The organism is Mucilaginibacter sp. (assembly GCF_039207105.1).
Classification (GTDB): domain Bacteria; phylum Bacteroidota; class Bacteroidia; order Sphingobacteriales; family Sphingobacteriaceae; genus Mucilaginibacter.
Genome location: NZ_JBCECK010000103.1, coordinates 1 through 19,008 on the forward strand (window position 1 = coordinate 1; position 19,008 = coordinate 19,008).

The 19,008-nt window shown below is 39.6% G+C and carries 18 protein-coding genes and 2 pseudogenes; 7 read left to right on the forward strand and 13 right to left on the reverse strand.

Annotation, left to right across the window (positions count from 1 at the left end):
* The 3 genes and pseudogenes from AAGC65_RS18045 to rsmG all read left to right on the forward strand — a co-directional run.
* Positions 1-322, forward strand: a pseudogene (locus tag AAGC65_RS18045) (transmembrane glycosyltransferase); the annotation flags it as partial.
* Positions 313-918, forward strand: coding sequence for a sigma-70 family RNA polymerase sigma factor (locus AAGC65_RS18050; RefSeq protein ID WP_343113861.1), 606 nt, complete (start codon positions 313-315; stop codon positions 916-918). The pseudogene AAGC65_RS18045 and the gene AAGC65_RS18050, both read left to right, overlap by 10 nt.
* Positions 908-1,534: a 16S rRNA (guanine(527)-N(7))-methyltransferase RsmG gene (gene rsmG / locus AAGC65_RS18055; RefSeq protein ID WP_343113862.1), complete on the forward strand. Its 627-nt coding sequence runs from the start codon at positions 908-910 to the stop codon at positions 1,532-1,534. The genes AAGC65_RS18050 and rsmG overlap by 11 nt, the downstream gene beginning before the upstream one ends.
* Positions 1,535-1,677: 143 nt before the next feature.
* Here rsmG and AAGC65_RS18060 read toward each other — a convergent pair whose 3' ends face one another.
* Complete coding sequence (locus AAGC65_RS18060; protein ID WP_343113863.1) at positions 1,678-3,660, reverse strand: TonB family protein; 1,983 nt, start codon at positions 3,658-3,660, stop codon at positions 1,678-1,680.
* On the reverse strand, positions 3,657-4,034 hold the full coding sequence (locus AAGC65_RS18065; RefSeq protein WP_343113864.1) for a BlaI/MecI/CopY family transcriptional regulator: 378 nt from the start codon (positions 4,032-4,034) through the stop codon (positions 3,657-3,659). Before AAGC65_RS18065 ends, AAGC65_RS18060 begins: the two co-directional genes overlap by 4 nt.
* Before the next feature lie 172 nt (positions 4,035-4,206).
* On the opposite strand from AAGC65_RS18065, the gene dprA reads away from it, so the two are divergent.
* The gene (gene dprA / locus AAGC65_RS18070) at positions 4,207-5,304 is read left to right on the forward strand and encodes a DNA-processing protein DprA (protein WP_343113865.1); all 1,098 of its coding nucleotides are present in this window, start codon (positions 4,207-4,209) and stop codon (positions 5,302-5,304) included.
* A gap of 154 nt (positions 5,305-5,458) precedes the next feature.
* Here dprA and AAGC65_RS18075 read toward each other — a convergent pair whose 3' ends face one another.
* The 8 genes from AAGC65_RS18075 to sppA all read right to left on the reverse strand — a co-directional run bounded on the left by AAGC65_RS18075 (position 5,459) and on the right by sppA (position 14,486).
* Positions 5,459-5,935, reverse strand: a complete 477-nt coding sequence (locus AAGC65_RS18075) for a histidine phosphatase family protein (protein WP_343113866.1) — start codon at positions 5,933-5,935, stop codon at positions 5,459-5,461.
* 86 nt (positions 5,936-6,021) lie between these two features.
* Entirely contained in the window at positions 6,022-6,987 is a 966-nt protein-coding gene (locus AAGC65_RS18080; protein ID WP_343113867.1) for a glycosyltransferase family 9 protein, read from the reverse strand.
* Between the two features lie 11 nt (positions 6,988-6,998).
* Positions 6,999-7,502 (reverse strand): D-glycero-beta-D-manno-heptose 1-phosphate adenylyltransferase, encoded by a 504-nt coding sequence (gene rfaE2, locus AAGC65_RS18085; protein ID WP_343113868.1) that lies wholly within the window; start codon positions 7,500-7,502, stop codon positions 6,999-7,001.
* 27 nt (positions 7,503-7,529) lie between these two features.
* A complete protein-coding gene (gene gmhA / locus AAGC65_RS18090) occupies positions 7,530-8,087 on the reverse strand; it encodes a D-sedoheptulose 7-phosphate isomerase (protein ID WP_343113869.1) in 558 nt (185 codons plus the stop codon).
* A 72-nt stretch (positions 8,088-8,159) separates the two neighbouring features.
* Entirely contained in the window at positions 8,160-9,137 is a 978-nt protein-coding gene (gene rfaE1 / locus AAGC65_RS18095; RefSeq protein WP_343113870.1) for a D-glycero-beta-D-manno-heptose-7-phosphate kinase, read from the reverse strand.
* Positions 9,138-9,263: 126 nt separating this feature from the next.
* The gene (locus AAGC65_RS18100) at positions 9,264-10,949 is read right to left on the reverse strand and encodes a helix-hairpin-helix domain-containing protein (protein ID WP_343113871.1); all 1,686 of its coding nucleotides are present in this window, start codon (positions 10,947-10,949) and stop codon (positions 9,264-9,266) included.
* A gap of 200 nt (positions 10,950-11,149) precedes the next feature.
* Complete coding sequence (locus tag AAGC65_RS18105; RefSeq protein WP_343113872.1) at positions 11,150-12,574, reverse strand: PQQ-binding-like beta-propeller repeat protein; 1,425 nt, start codon at positions 12,572-12,574, stop codon at positions 11,150-11,152.
* A 124-nt stretch (positions 12,575-12,698) separates the two neighbouring features.
* On the reverse strand, positions 12,699-14,486 hold the full coding sequence (gene sppA, locus AAGC65_RS18110; RefSeq protein ID WP_343113873.1) for a signal peptide peptidase SppA: 1,788 nt from the start codon (positions 14,484-14,486) through the stop codon (positions 12,699-12,701).
* Between the two features lie 86 nt (positions 14,487-14,572).
* Here sppA and folK point away from each other — a divergent pair, with 86 nt between their 5' ends.
* Both folK and AAGC65_RS18120 read left to right on the forward strand, forming a co-directional pair.
* On the forward strand, positions 14,573-15,052 hold the full coding sequence (folK, locus tag AAGC65_RS18115) for a 2-amino-4-hydroxy-6-hydroxymethyldihydropteridine diphosphokinase (protein WP_343113874.1): 480 nt from the start codon (positions 14,573-14,575) through the stop codon (positions 15,050-15,052).
* Positions 15,053-15,074: 22 nt separating this feature from the next.
* On the forward strand, positions 15,075-15,452 hold the full coding sequence (locus AAGC65_RS18120) for an Hpt domain-containing protein (protein ID WP_343113875.1): 378 nt from the start codon (positions 15,075-15,077) through the stop codon (positions 15,450-15,452).
* A gap of 150 nt (positions 15,453-15,602) precedes the next feature.
* On the opposite strand, the gene purS is transcribed toward AAGC65_RS18120, so the two are convergent.
* From purS to rho, 3 genes are all read right to left on the reverse strand, one after another.
* Positions 15,603-15,860 carry a phosphoribosylformylglycinamidine synthase subunit PurS gene (gene purS, locus AAGC65_RS18125; protein ID WP_343113876.1) on the reverse strand — a complete coding sequence of 86 codons (258 nt, stop codon included), beginning with the start codon at positions 15,858-15,860 and terminating at the stop codon, positions 15,603-15,605.
* Entirely contained in the window at positions 15,841-16,563 is a 723-nt protein-coding gene (locus AAGC65_RS18130; protein ID WP_343113877.1) for a CDP-alcohol phosphatidyltransferase family protein, read from the reverse strand. The genes purS and AAGC65_RS18130 overlap by 20 nt, the downstream gene beginning before the upstream one ends.
* A gap of 198 nt (positions 16,564-16,761) precedes the next feature.
* A complete protein-coding gene (gene rho, locus AAGC65_RS18135) occupies positions 16,762-18,387 on the reverse strand; it encodes a transcription termination factor Rho (RefSeq protein WP_343113878.1) in 1,626 nt (541 codons plus the stop codon).
* 350 nt (positions 18,388-18,737) lie between these two features.
* Here rho and AAGC65_RS18140 point away from each other — a divergent pair.
* Positions 18,738-19,008, forward strand: a pseudogene (locus AAGC65_RS18140) (orotidine 5'-phosphate decarboxylase); the annotation flags it as partial.

Below are 19,008 nucleotides of genomic sequence, written 5' to 3' on the forward strand. Positions count from 1 at the left end.
CCGTCAAAAAAAACGACACATGGGAGTAGGCAAGCTGTATAAAAATAAGCACAGGCGTATGTTGAGTTTTGATGCCATGAGTGGCTCATTATTCTATATTTTACTCATATTATGTATTATTTTTAAATATGAGCCTTTACTGGCATTAGGTTTGTGCATTTTTAGGCTGATATTACAACTAATTATATACACCAAAATATTTAAAAAATTGAACGGCAAAGATCTGATCTGGTATTTGCCATTTTTTGATATTATATATTATATATACTTGAATGTTTTTGGGCTGATCGGGACATTTTTAAAAACTACCCAATGGAAATAAACGTCAATTTCACCGACAACGCGAAGAACGATTTTCACCTGGTTGTAAGAGCTCGCGAAGGCGATCAAAAAGCCTATGCCGATTTGATGCACCGCTACAAGGATTCTATCTACTTTATGGTATTAAAAATGGTTAACAACAAGGAGGACGCTATGGACCTCACCGTTGAAACCTTTGCCAAAGCATTTGAAAAACTGGATAAATACCAGCCCGATTATGCATTTAGTACCTGGTTATTTAGGGTAGCTACCAATAATTGCATTGACTTTATCCGCAAAAAAAAGCTCAACACACAGTCTATCCACAGTATGACTGATGAGGATGGTGACGAAAAGCCACTGCAAATAAGGGCCGACGTTTTAAATCCTGAAGAAACATCTATCAAAAAACAGCAAACCCAGGAGCTTAAGTTATTGATAGAAAGCCTGCCGCACCGGTACCGAAACCTGATCACGCTACGCTACTTTGATGAGCTATCCTACGAAGAAATAGCGCAACAGCTTGATTTGCCTTTGGGTACGGTAAAAGCACAATTATTTAGGGCCAGGTACCTGCTTGGCAATATTATTAATCGTTTTAACAGGGATGACATCTGATACCGTTTTTAAATATTTTCCTGATCTAACCGCTCAGCAGCGGACCCAAATTGAGCAGTTACCAGAGCTTTATAACTTATGGAACAGCCAAATTAATGTAATATCACGTAAAGATATCGACCTTTTATATGAGCGTCATGTGTTGCACTCAATAGGAATTGCCAAAGTAATGCCCTTTTTGCAAGGCGAAAGTGTACTGGATGTAGGTACCGGAGGCGGTTTTCCAGGCATTCCGCTGGCTATTTTATTCCCCGAAACAAGTTTTTATCTGGTTGATTCTATCGGTAAAAAGATCAAAGTGGTGCAGGAAGTTGCCAAAGGTTTAGGCCTAACCAATGTACGGGCATCACATTTACGTGCCGAACAGGTAGATGAAAAGTTTGATTTTGTGGTATCAAGAGCAGTTACCCAACTTAAAGATTTTTATCCCTGGATACGCGGAAAGTTCAAAAAGGAATCAAAAAATATATTACCCAACGGGCTTTTGTACCTCAAAGGAGGAAATCTGGAGCAAGAAATTAAAGAGTCAGGACTAAAAGTAACCCAGTATTACCTTAAAGAATATTTTACAGAAGAGTTTTTTGAAACCAAGCAGGTGATATATGTAAAAGGGTAGTGAATTTTTAAAGGCTTAGTCGTCATGCCGAACTTGTTTCGGCAACCCACAGGCTAAGTGTGCATTAAGAGACTTTATACGGGAAAATGCTGAAGCGGTTTTAGCCGTTCAGCAATTTGATTAAAGGTTATATTTAAGCAGCTTTATTTTGTATTTACATACCCCGTTACAACTACCTCATTTAGCATATAGCTCGTACCTGGTTTAAAAGCATTACTGTTTGCTACCTGTTTATCATTATCATCAGTTTGAGTTTTATTATCGGGTATCTTTCCTACATTAACACTATTTTGATCAATAAGCGTGAATGAAATAGGTATGGAATAGTTAGCTGATCTTGCCTGAGGTAATGTACTATCATAGCTTTTAATGACTCTTAAGGCCTCTGCATCTAAAACATTTAAAAGCCCTCGGGTGATTTTTACATCTTCAATTTTACCGTTGTTGAGGTTGAAATTTAAAATTACTCTTCCGGCATATCTATTATCACGCGCTTCGGCAGGATATCTTACATATTTTGCAATGTAGGTGTATAGTTCACTAAACGGGTCTTTTGGTGGCAGGGGCCGCGGTAACCTTTGTCCAATTGGATCTTCCTTCAACGGCCTTGGTAATTTTTGTTTAATTGGCTCTTTTGGTGGTGGCGGTGGGGGCATTTTTTGATCTGCTGCTTGTACTGGAGCCGGCTCAGACGCGGATTTGGGCGGTACTGGTGGTGGAGGAGGAGGAATTTTAGCACCTTTTACTGAAGCTTTAGGCTTTGGAAATGCAACAGATGGCTTTGGAGAAGGTTGGCCAATAGCTTCAGGAGCAGCCGATTGCTGTGGTGTTACAACAGCACTTAAGTTAAATACTGCACCGGATTGCTCCACTTCACTTGCATATTGAGGTGCTTGAGCAGCGAAATCTGAATAAAAGCCTACAGTAACTTTGTGCTCACCGGCCTTGTCTCCAATGGTGCTTTTGTATGATTGGAATGCTTTTAAAGTTTGGTCATCAAAACGATTATCAGTGCTTTTTAAAATTTTTGCATCCGATAATTTATGATCAGCCCCTACGTTAAAAGCAACAATCACCAGGCCTGAACGCTTGTTTTTTACCTCATTTTGAGGGTATTTAATATTCTTATTCAGGTGATTAAAAAGACCCATATAGCCATTTTTAATGAGGATTGGTGGTGGCGGCGGCGGTGGCATCAAATGGTGTTTTGCCTGTTCAGATGAATCGACAATGGGGTGTTGTGGCGCTAGGTCAATCCAGCCATAATTTTTACTGAACCCTAAGGTTGATGCGCAAAGCGATGCCCCGAAAATGGGTATCGCCATCAGGTATTTTAGCCTTGCTAAACTCCCCGAACGTTTTTGGTTTAACATAATGATCCTCTTTTTTAATAGATTATAATTGAAAAATGAATTGGTTAAGGATGTACCGTTAAGCCCGTAAGCATTATTAACCAGGAAAGAGGAGTAGGTTAAAGCATCGGTTTCATAAGCGGCGGTTTGCTCATCGGCAATGTATTCATGCACGGTTTTAATGCTGTTTTGTAACAGATAAACAAAGGGGTTAAACCAATTTATGATCTTTACAAGCTCCAGAAAAAGCACGTCGAGGGTATGTTTTTGCCTTATATGTACCAGCTCATGCCTTATAATAATATCGCTACCGGTAGTTTTTGAACCTATAAAAAGGTAATTAAAAAAGGAAAAAGCAGTATTGGAGCCTTCCACAGGTACAATTTTATACTTGTCGCCAGCCATCTCAAGGGCGGTGCGGGTCATACTTGTCAACTTGAACAGCTTTAAAAGTAATATAACCGCCAGGATTATAACACCCAGTAAATAGACATAAAAAAGTACATTTTGAATGCTCATATTAAAATCAGCAGGCTGATTCGACACCGGTTTTAGTGCTGTATTCGCAATATATACTGTTGTGACTGCACCTTGATCAGCAGGTTTTAGTATACCTAATTGCAGCAAAGGCAACACAAAAGATAGCACACAGCCAAGTAGGAGGTATACTCTGTTCAGTGTATAGTAGGTTTCGTTCTTTAAAAACAGCTGGTACCCGGCATAAAATACAGCAAGGTATATGTTTGCTTCAAGCAGATAATGCAACCAGTTCATGATTTTTTGCTTTTAAGTTGGTCAATCAATGAGGTTAATTCGTCCAGTTCCTGTACGCCAAGCTTCTTTTCATCAACAATAAATGATACCAGGCTTTGGTATGAATTGCTGAAATAGTTCTTCATCATTTTATCGAAAGTGAACTTTTTATACTCGTCATCGCTGATAAGCGGGAAGTATACATGTGAGTTTCCGTAAGCTTTATGATCAATAAAACCTTTGCCCTCCAGCACCCGAACCACAGTTGATACGGTGTTATATGCAGGTTTAGGATCCGGAATTTGTTCAATAATATCTTTTACAATAGCTTCTTTTAATTGCCAAAGTATCTGCATGATCTGTTCTTCGGCCTTGGTTAATTCTTTAATATTCATAGCAAACTATTTTTATAGTTGGGTTAATTAAAGGTATAAACTATTTATATAGTTTGCAAACTATTTTTGTAGTTTTTATTTATATGCTAATATTTTTAGATTTTTTTATACTTTTAAACGCGAATGATTAACGGAGGAAGAGCCGTTTATTAAACCGCATATCTAAACTTATATGTCACTACAGCATCAAATAGCCTTGTCTTTTGTTAAAAATCTGGGGCCGGTATCGGCTAAATCACTTATCGCGTACCTGGGTAATGCGGAGGAAGTTTTTAAAACCTCGCCGGCTAAAATGATTAAGATACCGGGCATTGGCGATAAACGGGCATCTGCCTGGGATTTTAATGATGCCCTGAAAAAGGCCGAAAAGGAGCTTATTTTTATAGAAAAGAATGATATTGAAACTATATTTTATACCGATAGCAGATACCCCAAAAGATTAAAAAATTGCGCTGACTCACCTATATTATTATATGCTAAGGGCAAAATGGATCTTAATCCGCAGTACATCATTAGTATAGTGGGTACGCGCAATGCTACTGATTACGGCAAGCAGCTGTGTAGACAACTTATTGAAGAATTACAGCAATATAATATATTAATTGTAAGTGGTTTAGCTTTAGGTATTGATGTGGCAGCTCATAAAGAGTGCATCCGTCTGAATATGCCAACCGTTGGTGTGCTTGGTCATGGGTTAGATAGGCTTTACCCGAGCCAAAACCGTGGTACAGCCGATAAAATGTTGCAAAATGGCGGCCTGTTAACCGAATATCCATCAGGAACTAATCCCGATAGGGAGAACTTTCCGCAGCGAAACCGTATTGTAGCAGGTATTGCCGATGCCACTATAGTAGTAGAAGCAGGTATAAAAGGCGGTGCGTTAATAACCGCTGAAATAGCCAATTCTTATAACCGTGATGTGTTTGCTTTCCCGGGCAGACTGGGTGATGATTATTCTGAAGGGTGTAATTTCCTGATCCGCAATCATAAGGCAAGTTTGCTAACCTGTGTGGCCGATCTGGCTTTTAGCCTTGGTTGGGAGAAACCGGATCAAGCCAAACCTGTTGAACAATTTGTTTTGCCGCTTGATCTATCGGCAGATGAACAACTGATTTTTAATATCTTACAACAGCATAAAACGCCCCTGGCTATTGATGATCTGACCATTAAAGCCAATATGCCCATGAGCTTACTGGCCATGAATCTTCTGAACATGGAAATGCAAGGATATATCCGCTCCATGCCTGGCAAAACTTATAAGGTGAATTAGTGAATTAGTGAGTGGTGAGTGGTGAGTAAAATTGCTTAACAAGTTAACAAAATTTCTTTACTTGTCATCCTGAGGAACGAAGGATCTATTCTTGAGCTATGTATGTAGCAGAATAGATGCTTCACTGCGTTCAGCATGACAAATAATTTTGTAATCAGTCCTTTGGCGAATCATAAAATGATAAATGCCCGTCTTCACTGGTAATAGACCGCCAGTCGTCATTATCAAAACTGATGAGTGCCACGGCGCAGGTGGGCACATCACGAAGCTGCCCTGTAAGGTAATATAACAGCTGGCTGATGCCGGGATTATGACCTACCAAAGCTATATAATCATACTCGTCGGGTAGGTTATTGATCACGTTTACTAAGGCAAATTCACTGGCTTCGTATATTTTAGGATCTGTTGCAGATGGAGGTAAATGCAGATGTTCGGCAAATATTTGAGCTGTAGTTAAGGTGCGCAACGCAGGGCTGCTCATGATATACTCCGGAACAATTGATCTGTTTTTTATAACATTAGCCATAAACAAAGCATCCTGCATACCCGATTGTTTTAAAGGTCGGTCAAAATCGGCATAACCACTTTCGTGTGTTGCTTTAGCATGGCGAATTAACAGTAGTTTTTTCATAGAAAAAGCGGATAAGTTCAGGCTTAATAACTCCTTACAATATAGGAGTAACTGATCAAAAATTCAATTAGTTTTAATGCCTACGGTTACTTATTTGCAAAATTTACAATATCACCTTCGGGCATATCATTCATGCATTTAAAATGCCCGAGCGGGCATTTTTCTAAACCGAATTTAGAGCAGGGCCGGCATGATATTTCAACTCCGGAAACCAATACATCCTTAACCATATAAGGCTGTACGCCAAGTAATTCCGGAACAGTGCCACCCCAAACAGATGCAATGGGCTTATTAAATGCCTCGGCAATATGAGTAAGGCCTGTGTCAAAACCAATGATACTTTTTGCCTTAGATACCAGGAAAACCGACTCATCAAGCGAGGTAATACCACAAGCGTTGTATACTTTATCGCCAAGTTCGGCGGCAATTATATCACCGTTAGCCTTTACATCAGTACCGCCCAATAATACGACCGGCAGGTTTAGCTGCCTGCAAATACTGCTGATTTTGTAGTTGGGCATACGCTTGGTAAAGTGCGTTGCCCCAATTATAAATGCGATATATCCGTTTTGATGTGATATCGGTAGCAGCTTACTAAGCTGATGGCTTGCTTTTATATAATAATCAATAGGTTGCCCATCGTTCACTACACCTAAGGGCAAGACTGCTTTCAAATAACGATCGACCAGGTGGGTAGGAGGGATCAATTTAAGCTTAAACTTTAAGCTGAGCCATTTTTTTATCGGCTGTTTTTTATAGGTTGATGCCGGGATCCCCGTGCGGAATTTAATAATAGCCGTACGCAGGTTGTTATGAAGATCAACAATATGATCATACTTTTCAGCTTTTATTTCATCAATTGTAGCCGATAATGTGGGTTTTAGCAGTAACAGTTTATCAACGTAAGGATTGTTATCGTATATATATTTAAAGGCTGGTTTGGTTAAAAAATGTACTTCAGCTCCTGGTATCTGCTTTTTAAGGCAGCGTACAATAGGGGTGGTATAAATTATATCGCCCATTGAGCTAAAGCGGATCACCAGTATCTTCATACAGCTATTTATCAGGTAATTTGCTTCCTGATCCTTTCAATAATGGAGGTAGATGAATATCCTTCTACAAAATTAATGGTTTTTACCTCACCACCATTGGCTATCACTTCTTTGGCACCAACAATGTTTTCAACCGAATAATCAGCGCCTTTAACTAATATATCCGGCAATAAAGTACTGATCAGGTTTAGCGGGGTATCTTCTTCAAAAACAACTATGGCATCAACAAAAAACAAGGCGGCCAGTATAGCGGCCCTGCTACTTTGGTCATTGACCGGGCGACTTTCGCCTTTGATGCGCTTAACTGAGCTGTCGGCGTTTAAACCGATGATCAGTTTATGGCCCAACTCGGCGGCTTTAGCCAGATAAGTGATATGGCCAATGTGCAGCAGGTCAAATACACCGTTGGTAAACACCACTTTTTTACCCTCGCTCTGCCAGTCTTGTACCTGTTTTTGTAGCGATGGCAGATCAGTTATTTTATTGACCAGTGTTTTTTCAAGATCGATTCGCATGATATTCCGTTTGCAAAGCGTTAAAAATTAATCAAATACCTCATCAACAGCCTGGCACATAATATGGCCGATAAGTATGTGCATTTCCTGAATACGGGCAGTGGTATTTGATGGAATAACGATGTTCAGATCGCATAATCCGGTCATTTTACCACCATCGCGGCCAGATAGACCAAGGGTTTTACAGCCCAATTGAGTGGCAGTTTCAAAGGCTTTCAATATGCCTTCACTATTGCCACTGGTAGAAATGCCGATAAACAGATCGCCGGGGCGGGCATAAGCTTCTACCTGCCGGGCAAACACCCTGTTGTAATGGTAATCATTAGCTATAGCCGTAATTGCCGAAGTATCAACCGTTAAGGCAATACCTGGTAATGCTTTGCGCTCTTTTACAAAGCGGCCTGTAAGCTCGGCTGCCAGGTGCTGTGCATCTGCGGCACTGCCGCCATTACCTGCAAACAGAACCTTATTGCCGTTTTTTAATGTAGTAACCATTAATTCACAGGCTTTTTCAATATCCCCGGTAAGGGTATCAATTACCAGTTGAATTGTATTTTGATGATCTTTTAATTCGTTTAAAACCATATGAGGTTGTACGTTTTGGGTTTTACGTTATACGTTTTTGTACCCTTAATTTGTGTTTTTGTTGATATGAAATTAACTACGCTCCATATCACTGATAATTTCATCAATGGTAGTGGTGGCGCTGCCTACCTGGCGTATTACTATGGCGGCAGCGTGGTTAGCGAGTTCGCAAGCCTCTTCAATGGTTAGGCCGGCTGCTATAAAATAGGCCATTGTAGCCAGTACAGTATCACCGGCACCGGTTACATCAAAAACCTCGGTAGCTTTTACAGGCAATAATTTATGAGAGCTTTCGCTCAAGATAACCATCCCTTCTTCCGATAAAGTGACCACAAGGTATGCCGTTCCGGTTTGCTCAAAAATGGCTTTTGCAGCATGCTGTAGGCTTTCAATTGAATTTATTTTTTCGGCTTTGGCAGCCTCGGCCAGTTCTTTACGGTTGGGTTTTATAATGTAGGCACCTTTATATTTTTCGTAATTTAATCCTTTAGGGTCAATTACTACTTTTTTGCCCAGGTTATTAGCCTCAATGATGAGTCTTTGGGTTAAGGTTGGGGAAAATAACCCTTTATTATAGTCAGACAACACTATAATATCTGCCTTGTTCATATAGCCTTTCAGATGGTTCATTAATTCATCTGCAATGGTATCTGATACAGTATCAGTAGTTTCCCGATCAATCCTTACCAACTGGTGACTGCCTGCCAAAACACGGGTTTTGACTGTGGTAGGGCGAGTTTCGTCGGTTATGATCGTATGGGTTTCTACCCCTTCTGATGCCAATATTTCAATAACTTGAGCGCCAGCGGTATCATTACCTATCAGGCCGGCTACAGTAACCTGCGCGCCTAATGTAACCAGATTTTGAACCACATTACCCGCACCACCAAGAGTAACCGATTCGTTTTTAACGTTTACGATGGGCACCGGAGCTTCGGGAGACAGGCGTGATGCACTGCCTATGATGTAATGGTCAATCATCAGATCACCAATAACCAGAATAGCCGGTTTGTTGCTTGATGATTGTATAGCGCGTATTTTGTTTATCATTTATTAGTTCACTGGTTCAGTTGCTCAGTAGTTCATTGGTTTATCATGATTGATAATCTTTCGTCCTGCTGATTTTTATATTTAATACCAAAATCCTTTATTTCAAGTCTTTTATCCTTCTTCCTCTTAAGCTTTTACTGCTGACCGCTTTTTTTCAAAAACTTTGGTAATTTCCTGTAACGATAATGCATTTAAACACATTTCCTTATACAAACCGCCTTTTCGGGCGGCTAAAACACCGTAGTGCATATCTAAAAAGCCTTCAACACGGTGAGCGTCAGGGTTTATGGATAACCAAACGCCTTTTTCTAAGGCATATTGGTGCCAGCGCCAGTCCAGATCAAGCCTGAGCGGGTTGGCATTAATTTCTATTACTACGTTATTGGCCGCGCAAGCGTCAATAACTTTTTTATAATTGATAGGGTAACCGCCTCTGCTTAATAAAAGCCTGCCGGTTGGGTGTCCCAATATGGTGGTGTACGGATTTTCAATGGCCGTAATCAACCTCGATGTAGCTTTTTCCTCATCCATTTTCAAAATAGAGTGTACGGATGCAACAATAAAATCAAACTTTTGCAATATCTCATCGGGATAATCCAATGAACCATCGTATAAAATATCCGATTCAATACCTTTAAATATGTGAAAACCATCCAGCTTTTTGTTCAGGTGGTCAATCTCTTCTTGTTGTTGCAGTACGCGTTCAATACTCAATCCTTTGGCATAAAAGGCGCTTTTACTATGATCGCACATGCCCAGATATTCCAGTTTTAGATTATCGCGACAGTATAAGGCCATTTCTTCAACGGTATTTACGCCGTCGCTCCAGGTGCTGTGGTTATGGAGACTGCCTTTCAGATCATGTGTAATAATGAGTGTAGGCAGTTGATTTTTTTCGGCTTTATCAAGAAATGTGGTGCCTTCGCGCAGTTCGGGCTGCATCCAGGCCAGGCCAGCTTTTTGGTAAATGAGTTCCTCGGTCTCGGGCTGATCAAGCGGGGTATTAATGCGCTCCAAAACAGCCTGCACATGCTCATCTGTACCGGTATTCAGAAATAGTTCTTTAAAATAATCGGCTTTATCAACGCAAATGATATCAACCAGCAAGCCGTTTTGTAACTCGCCCGATACATGGTTTTCGTTACGCGTTACATTATTCAAAATGTTTGATTGCATGAAGGTGTTGTATGCCAGTTCATGATCAACGGATCCAACTACGATCACAATCTCGGTGATGATCTCACTCAAACGTCTGAACTCACCCGCAAAATGTTTTAGCGCATCCGGAAAAATGGATTTTACTTCATCCATCAGTTCGTTAGCTTCTTTTTCAACCTGTGCAAAAAGGAATTTGCCGTTGCTGGCCATCCTGAACTCAATGGCTTTGCGAATTTCTTCCTGGGTTTTTAATCCAAAGCCTTTAGCCTCAATCAGACGGTTCTCGTTGCAGGCGTAAAAAAGCTCACCGGTGTTTTCAATACCCAGTTCGCGCCAAATAATGGCAACTTTTTTAGGGCCAATACCTTTAATGCCCATCATTTCAACTACGCCGGCAGGAGTATTGGCCAGGAGTTCGTCCATTTCGGCAATGGTACCTTTTTCAAAAAGCTCTATTATTTTACCAGCAATGCTTTTGCCAACTCCATCAACCTTTTCTAATTCGGCAAGTGTTTTACCCGCAATAGGAAAGGGAAGCTTGTCAACTTTGAAGGCCGCATTGGCTACCGACTTTATTTTAAAAGGGTTAACCTCATGCAGTTCCATGAGTTGCGAGAACAAACGAAGCGTACGGGCTATTGGTTTATTTTCCATAGTAGTATTGAAGGTGTAAAAATACAAAAAGGCATTGGAAAGACGTTGGTTTTTTAGGGAAGGGTACTGGTTTTTGGTGTGGGGACTTTATTCATAACGGGTTAAAATTTAATAATCCGTTTTTATGTTAAATTGTGGTTTCACAATTAATTAAAAAAGCCGCCTGTATGGGCAGCTTTTTAATTAAAATACAGTATACCTTAGTTCACATTGCCGTTTGCATCAATTACTAAAGGTTTTGATGTTGTAATACTGTTTAATGGAAATCTCCAGACCGCACTGCCACTGATTGCGTCAAATGCGTAAAAGAAATTTGATCCGCCACCTCCAGGAAATACGTTTCCGTTTGCAACTGTTGGAATAGCACCGTTAGCATATATCAGATTTTTTGAGATTATATTGCCGGTAGCGGCATCAAGCATATATAAATTACCATCATCACAATTTATATATAGTATTCCATTGGCATATGTTGCGCCACTTGAAAAACCCAGGCCATCTAAGTTTTTCCATAGTAGGCCGCCATCTTTTTCTTTAAGGGCGTATAAACTGCCTGCTTGTTTGTTATTCTTGAAATCATATCCGCTTGCAACGAAAATAACCCCATTATTAATAACAGGCCTGGATTGTTCAAATGATATACCGTTGGTGCCAAAGCTCCATTTTAACTGTCCGTTAGTTGCGTTTAAGGCGTAGAAATCTCCGCTACGGTTACCAACAAATACCAGTCCGTTTGATACAATTGCACTCGCCTCAACCATTATATTGCTTGTGTAGTATTTCCATACAAGATTTCCTGTTAGCGCATCCAATGCATATAAATAATTGTCGGAGCCACCCGCATATACCAGCCCATTGGCAACCACCGGAGAGGAGTCAACATTATAGCCGGTTCTGTATTTCCATTTCAAAATACCAGATGTAGCATCCACTGCATATATATTATAGTCGTCACTCGTAAAATATACAATTCCATTGACTACGGCAGGACTTGATATGGTAGTACTATTTGTAGCGAATTTCCATTTTAATTTTCCCGAAAGCGGATCAAGAGCATAAAGGTTATGATCAGTATTAGTGGTGTATAATATTCCGTTTACAATTGTTGGTGTTGAATAGGAAAAATTAGTTCCTGACTTATATTCCCAAATTAAAGTGCCTTTTTTTGCATTGAGTGCATATAAACTCTTTAGAGTTCCAAAATAAACTACGTTTTTAAGCTTATCTAATTTAATGGAGATTACATATGTAGTAGTTTTTCCGTCAGATGTTTTAATGGTAAAGGCCACCGGTTTGTCAAAGCTTTGAATTGAACCCGGGAGTGGGGTAATGGTTGCATTATCCACTTTAATATCAGCAATTAATTTATTTATATCTGTAGTGGCCGGTAATGTTACCTTAACGCTATCATTAACCGTGGTAATGTTAATATCATCGGCGTCAAATAAAGTACTATCTGCTTTTTTGATATTAAATACCGGAGGCAGATTTTCCTTTGGTGGGGATACCGGAGGAGGTGTTACATCATTCTCAGCTTGTTTACTACACGATGTTATGGATAAGGCTAATATCAGCACCACAAAAAATGCGAAATGCTGTTTTAATAGTTGATTAAACGGTATCATTCTCTGTGAAAGGTTTAAAATTTAAACTTGAGCAAACAATATACTCATAATAAATTATATCGTGGATAATAATAAAAAAAGCCGCCCATACATGCAGCTTTTAATCAAAATATAATAGGAAAACTTATTTAATTACAATATCATAAGGTAAACGGGTTTGCGGGGTGCGCATCATCTGAGTTAGGCCTTTAATTTGTTCGTAAACCCTGTAGTTATCACCCAGTTCTGATTTGAGCATACGTGTGCGGGCTTCAACCGTAACATCGCTACTTAGCTGGTTCAGGAAACTTTTTTGCTCCGGATAGGCTACCAGCTTATAGTTTTTAACGTTTGCTTTTTTAGCAGCGGATGCTATGGCATCATTAATATTGCCTAAACGGTCAACCAATCCAATTTTTAATGCCTGGGTACCAGTCCATACACGGCCTTGGCCAATGCTGTCAATGTATTTCTGAGTTTTGTTACGCCCTTGTGCTACAGCTTTGGTAAATTCATCATAACCATGATTTACACTGTTTTGAAGTATAAAATGTTCTTCAGGAGTTAAAGGGCGGCTTACATCACCCAGGTCAGCATACTTTCCGGTTTTCACGCCATCAAAGCTAACCCCTAATTTATCGTTAAATAGTTTTTGCAGGTTAGGTAGTATGGCAAAAATACCTATAGAACCGGTAATGGTATTGGGCTCGGCTATGATAGAGTCGGCAGCGCACGAGATATAATAACCGCCTGATGCAGCTACATCGCCCATGGATACAATAATGGGTTTGGCTTTTTTGGTCAGCATCACCTCGCGCCAAATCACATCCGAAGCAAGGGAGCTGCCGCCCGGTGAGTTAACACGCAGTACTACCGCTTTTACCTTATCATCCATACGCGCTTTACGCAGGGCTTTTGATATTCTTTCTGACCCAATATTATTGTCATCGCCTTCACCGCCAGAAATTTCGCCCGAGGCATAAACAATGGCTATACGGTTTTTTGATGATGAATTATCATCGCTGTTTTCCTTATCAGGGATGCTGCTGGTGTAATCGCCAAGCTCAACGCTGTGCAGGTCGTTTTTAAGTTCAGTATCGGTACGTTTCTTTAACTCGTCAAGTATCTCATCTTTATATTTCAGACCATCAACTAATTTTAATTTCAGTGCATCTTCGGGAAACTGAACACGCATCTGGTCGGCATAATTATATAATGAATCTTTATTGATGCCACGGCTTTTGCTGATACCTGTTAAAAAATGATCATACAAAGATCCTAAGTATGAGGTAACCTGCAGGCGGTTAGCATCGCTCATTTTGGTAAGTATCAGTGGTTCAACAGCACTTTTGTAAGTACCCACTTTGATAATTTGCGCTTCAATGCCCAGTTTATCAAGGGCGCCTTTTAAAAAGGTAATTTGTGAGCTAAAACCATGAAGCTCAAACATGCCTTTAGGGTTAATATAAACTTTATCGGCTACGGATGCGAGGTAGTAAAATCCCTGTGTATATATTTCGCCATAGGCTATAACAAATTTACCCGATTTTTTAAAATCAACCAGTGCGTTGCGGATTTCTTCGGTAGTGGCCTGGCCGGATGTCATATAGCTTTCATCCAGAAATATACCTTTAATGTTGGCGTCAGATTTTGCCTTGCGGATGTTGGCAAGTATATCATTTAATCCGGTTGATTTATCCTTATTTAATCCTAGAAAATCTATTCCGGCAAGTGGGTTATTGGGTGTGCGTTCGGTTATTGGGGTAGTAAATGCCATACGCAACACCGAGTTTGGCTCAACATCTACGGTTTTTTCATTACCTGCAGACGATATTAAACCACCAATTATACCGGCTACTATAATCACTATAACGATAACCGATATAATGATACCTACAACAGAGGCCAGAACGAATTTGAAGAATTGTTTCATTAATGTTATAAATCTTTTTAACTATGCAAACTTAGTAATTCAATACCGATAATGTTAAGAGCCCGTTCTATAATATTTGTTACAACATGAATAACATTTTTTTACTCTTAGGCAGCAACCTGGGCAACAGAAAAGAGTTTCTGCAGCAAGCTGTTGAGCAAATTGAGGTCGAAATTGCTCCACTTACATGCGTATCATCAGTATACGAAACACAATCATGGGGGAAAACCGACGAGCCCGATTATTTAAACCAGGTGTTGGAATTGCAAACCACTATGCCTGCCCGCGAAGTGCTGCAAAAAGTATTGGCAATTGAACAATCGATGGGCCGTAAGCGTAAGGAAAAGTGGGGATCGCGCATTATCGATATTGATATTTTATTTTATGGAAATGCCATTATTAATGAGCCAGATTTGAAGGTTCCGCACCCGGAATTACATAAAAGAAGATTTACATTGGAACCCTTGGCCGAAATTGCCGCTGATTTTGTTCATCCGGTGTTGAATAAAGGTATTTTACAGCTAAAAAATGAGCTTAACGATAGCTTGATAGTAAAAAAAGTATAATTTTATAGCATATAATTTATCTATGCCCCATATTTCGCCCGATCAGGATCTTGATCTTTCTTTTTTATATGAAATTGCCGATGGCAGTACCGAGTTTATTGTAGAATCTATAGATATGTTTTTGCAGCAAACCCCTCAGCTGCTGGATGCTATTGAAACAGCCTTAGCTAATGGTAGCTGGTTAGAAGCTTCTCAGGCATCTCACAAATTAAAACCTAACCTGGGTTTTTTTGGCATGCCTATAAGCCAGGCCACTATACAGGAGGTTGAGCTTGAATGCAAAGCAGGAGCACAGGATACCGCAGGAATATTTGAAAAATTCAACCGCGTTAAAACAATGGTTAATGCTAACCTTGTTACGCTCAAAAAAATAAAAGAAGAAAAAGAAGCGGAACTGTAAAAGAGCTTAAAGTATAAGGCGAAAAGCTTAGAGCTAAAGCCTTTAAATAAATTAGCGACAATCAGACCAATTGCCGCTAATTTATTATATAAGAAAATAATGCTTAATTTAAATTTCTCGCTTTAAGCCTTTGGCCTTCGGCTTTGAGCCTTAGGCTACCTCTTGTAACGTAAAAGTGTAGCTTTCCATAATAAGGTTGGCTAACAGATTTTTACAGGCAAGCTCTACTTTGGCGTTTGCAGTTTCAACGCTATCGGCTTCAATTTCAAGTGTGATATGTTTGCCTATGCGTACATTGTGTATTTCGGCTAAACCAAGGTTTTTCATGCTTCCGGTTACTGCTTTTCCCTGAGGGTCAAGTATTTCTTTTTTTGGCATTACATCAATTTCAGCCTGGAACTTTGTCATTTGTGATTTTTGTTTGAATTAAAGACAAGGTGATATATATAAATATAACCACCGGAACTGCCACAAATTTAAAAAATAGAATCAGTATTGCCGAAAACAACAGCAGTAAATAGCGGAAAATGTTTTTATTGAAGTCGCGGTTTTTGAATTTTAGTGACATTAATGGTAATTCAGATACCAGTAAAACACACATTACCACAATTAAACCCGTTAATACATAAGGGTTTAAAATGAAATGACCTAAAACTTCATACTGCTCAATAATAAGCGGTAGCGATGCGATGAATATAGCGTTGGCCGGTGTTGGCAGACCGATAAAACTATCAGACTGGCGGGTATCATTATTGAATTTGGCCAAACGCAGTGCCGAAAACACCGTGATCAGGAAAGCTACATAGCATAAATACTGGCTGATCTCGCCCAACTGCGGGGCCTTTAAAAATAGCTCATATAATATAGCTGATGGCAAAAAACCAAAACTCACCATATCGGCCAACGAATCGAGGTCTTTACCAATAAATGAGTAGGAGTTGAGTACGCGGGAAGCAAAGCCATCAAAAAAATCAAAAATGGCAGCCAGAAAAATAGCATACGACGCTACCAGCAGGTTATCCTGAAAAGCAAATACTATCCCTATACAGCCGCTAAAAAGGTTAGCACAGGTTATGGCATTGGGCAGATGTTTCTTAACTCGCTTCTTCATCAGGCCATGAAGTTATCAGGATTTTATTAAGTATTTATGAAGTTACAGATAAAAATTTACTTACGGAGAATTAAGAGTCGAGAGATAAGAAACAAGAGTCAAGAAAATTTAAAACGTTTAATTTTTATCTCTTGACTCTTGTTTCTTATCTCTTGACTCCAAATACTCTCTATCTATAACTTCATAAATGCTAAAATATTACGAATTCATGGAAATCAGAAATTCTTCGTTGGTTTTTGTACCTTTTATCTGGGCCTGTAAAAACTCCATAGATTCCTGTGAGTTCATATCAGCTAAGTGATTGCGTAAGATCCAGATGCGTTGCAGGGTTTCGCGGTCAAGCAACAGATCATCACGACGGGTGCTTGATGCGGTAATATCAATAGCAGGGAATATACGTTTGTTTGAAAGTTTACGATCCAGTTGTAACTCCATGTTACCGGTACCTTTAAACTCTTCAAAAATAACCTCATCCATTTTTGATCCGGTTTCGGTTAATGCTGTAGCTATAATGGTTAATGAACCGCCATCCTCAATGTTACGGGCGGCACCAAAAAAGCGTTTTGGTTTGTGCAGCGCGTTGGCATCAACACCACCAGATAATATTTTACCTGATGCAGGTGCAACTGTGTTATAGGCACGTGCCAAACGGGTGATAGAATCTAACAAGATCACTACATCATGACCGCACTCTACCATACGTTTTGCTTTCTCTAAAACAATATTGGCAATTTTTACGTGGCGTTCAGCAGGCTCATCAAATGTTGATGATACAACTTCGGCGCGTACGCTGCGGGCCATATCGGTAACCTCCTCAGGACGTTCATCAATCAGTAATATGATCAGGTAAACCTCCGGGTGGTTTTTGGCTATAGCATTGGCCACATCCTTTAATAACATGGTTTTACCTGTTTTTGGCTGGGCCACAATTAAACCACGCTGACCTTTACCAATTGGTGAAAAAAGGTCCATGATACGGGTTGAATAATTACCAGGATCGGTAAACAGGCTCAGTTTTTCTGACGGGAAAAGTGGTGTTAAGTGATCAAAAGGAACACGGTCACGTACTTCGGCAGGTATACGGCCGTTTATAGCCTCTACACGTACCAGCGGGAAATATTTTTCACCTTCTTTTGGTGGGCGTATGCTACCACGTACGGTATCGCCTGTTTTTAAACCAAATAATTTTATTTGTGATTGAGATACGTAAATATCATCGGGAGAGGTGAGGTAATTGTAATCAGATGAACGTAAGAAACCGTAGCCATCCGGCATGATTTCTAATACACCTTCATTTACAATAACGTTATCAAAATCAAGGTTAATTGCTGGTTCCTGGCTTTTTTGCTGATTTTGGTTCTGCTGTCCATTAGCACGCCTGTCAAATTTTTGAGGGCGGGCTTCGGTTACAGGCTCCTCTGAGCGGGGAGCTGTTTCGCCCTGTTGTACTGGTGCAGTTTCTGTTTCTGCAGCTACAACAGGTATTTCACTTTCTGTATCATCGGCCGGGGTATCCTCATCCTGAATATCAAACAGGTTGGTATCATCTAAAGGTACTTCTACACGAGGTTGGGTCTTAGATTTTAAAACACGGGTTCTTTTACGTGTTTTATCGGCAGCATCGGCCGCCGGAACAGTTGGGGTATAGTTTGATTCAACAATGTTTTGTTGGGCACGGGCAGCCTCAATCAGTTGTTGCTGTTCAACTATACGGGATATTAGCTGTGGCTTTCTGAGTTCGTCAGCCTCGGCAATACCTAAATTTTTTGCAATCTCGCGCAACTCAGAAACGAGTTTGTCGTTCAATTCTATTTTATCAGACATGATATGAATTATAGTTCAAAGGGATTTTTAATGTTGTAATTTGTTTTCTGGCGATAATAAAACCTCCATGCAAATTTTATGCTGTTACGTGGTTACACATGGAGTATTATTTTAAAGAAATTGATCTTGAAACTTTGTTTAAATAAACATCCAAATCCAGGTAAATATTGTTTAATAAATAACGTGGGGTTTTAAATTGTTTCTTTAGTGCAAGAAAAATTCAAAGGAAAACATTGCAATTGTAATCAAATAATTTTTAATTTCAAATTTATTAAATAAATATCTGCCGAAACACCCCGATTAAGCTAAATTTTTAGTTTTTTTGACATTTAAAATATTTAGCATTAATGATTTCACGCGCGCAGCTTATTGAACAGATCAAACAAAAAAAGTCGTTTTTATGTGTTGGTCTGGATACAGATATTGATAAAATTCCCGAATTTTTAAAATCATACCCAGATCCTATATTGGAATTTAATAAAAGGATTATTGATGCTACGAAAGATCTGTGCGTATCCTATAAACCTAACGCCGCGTTTTATGAGGCGCAAGGATTAAAAGGTTTGCAAAGCCTGATTGATACCTGGAAATACCTGCCCGCTGATACCTTAAATATAATAG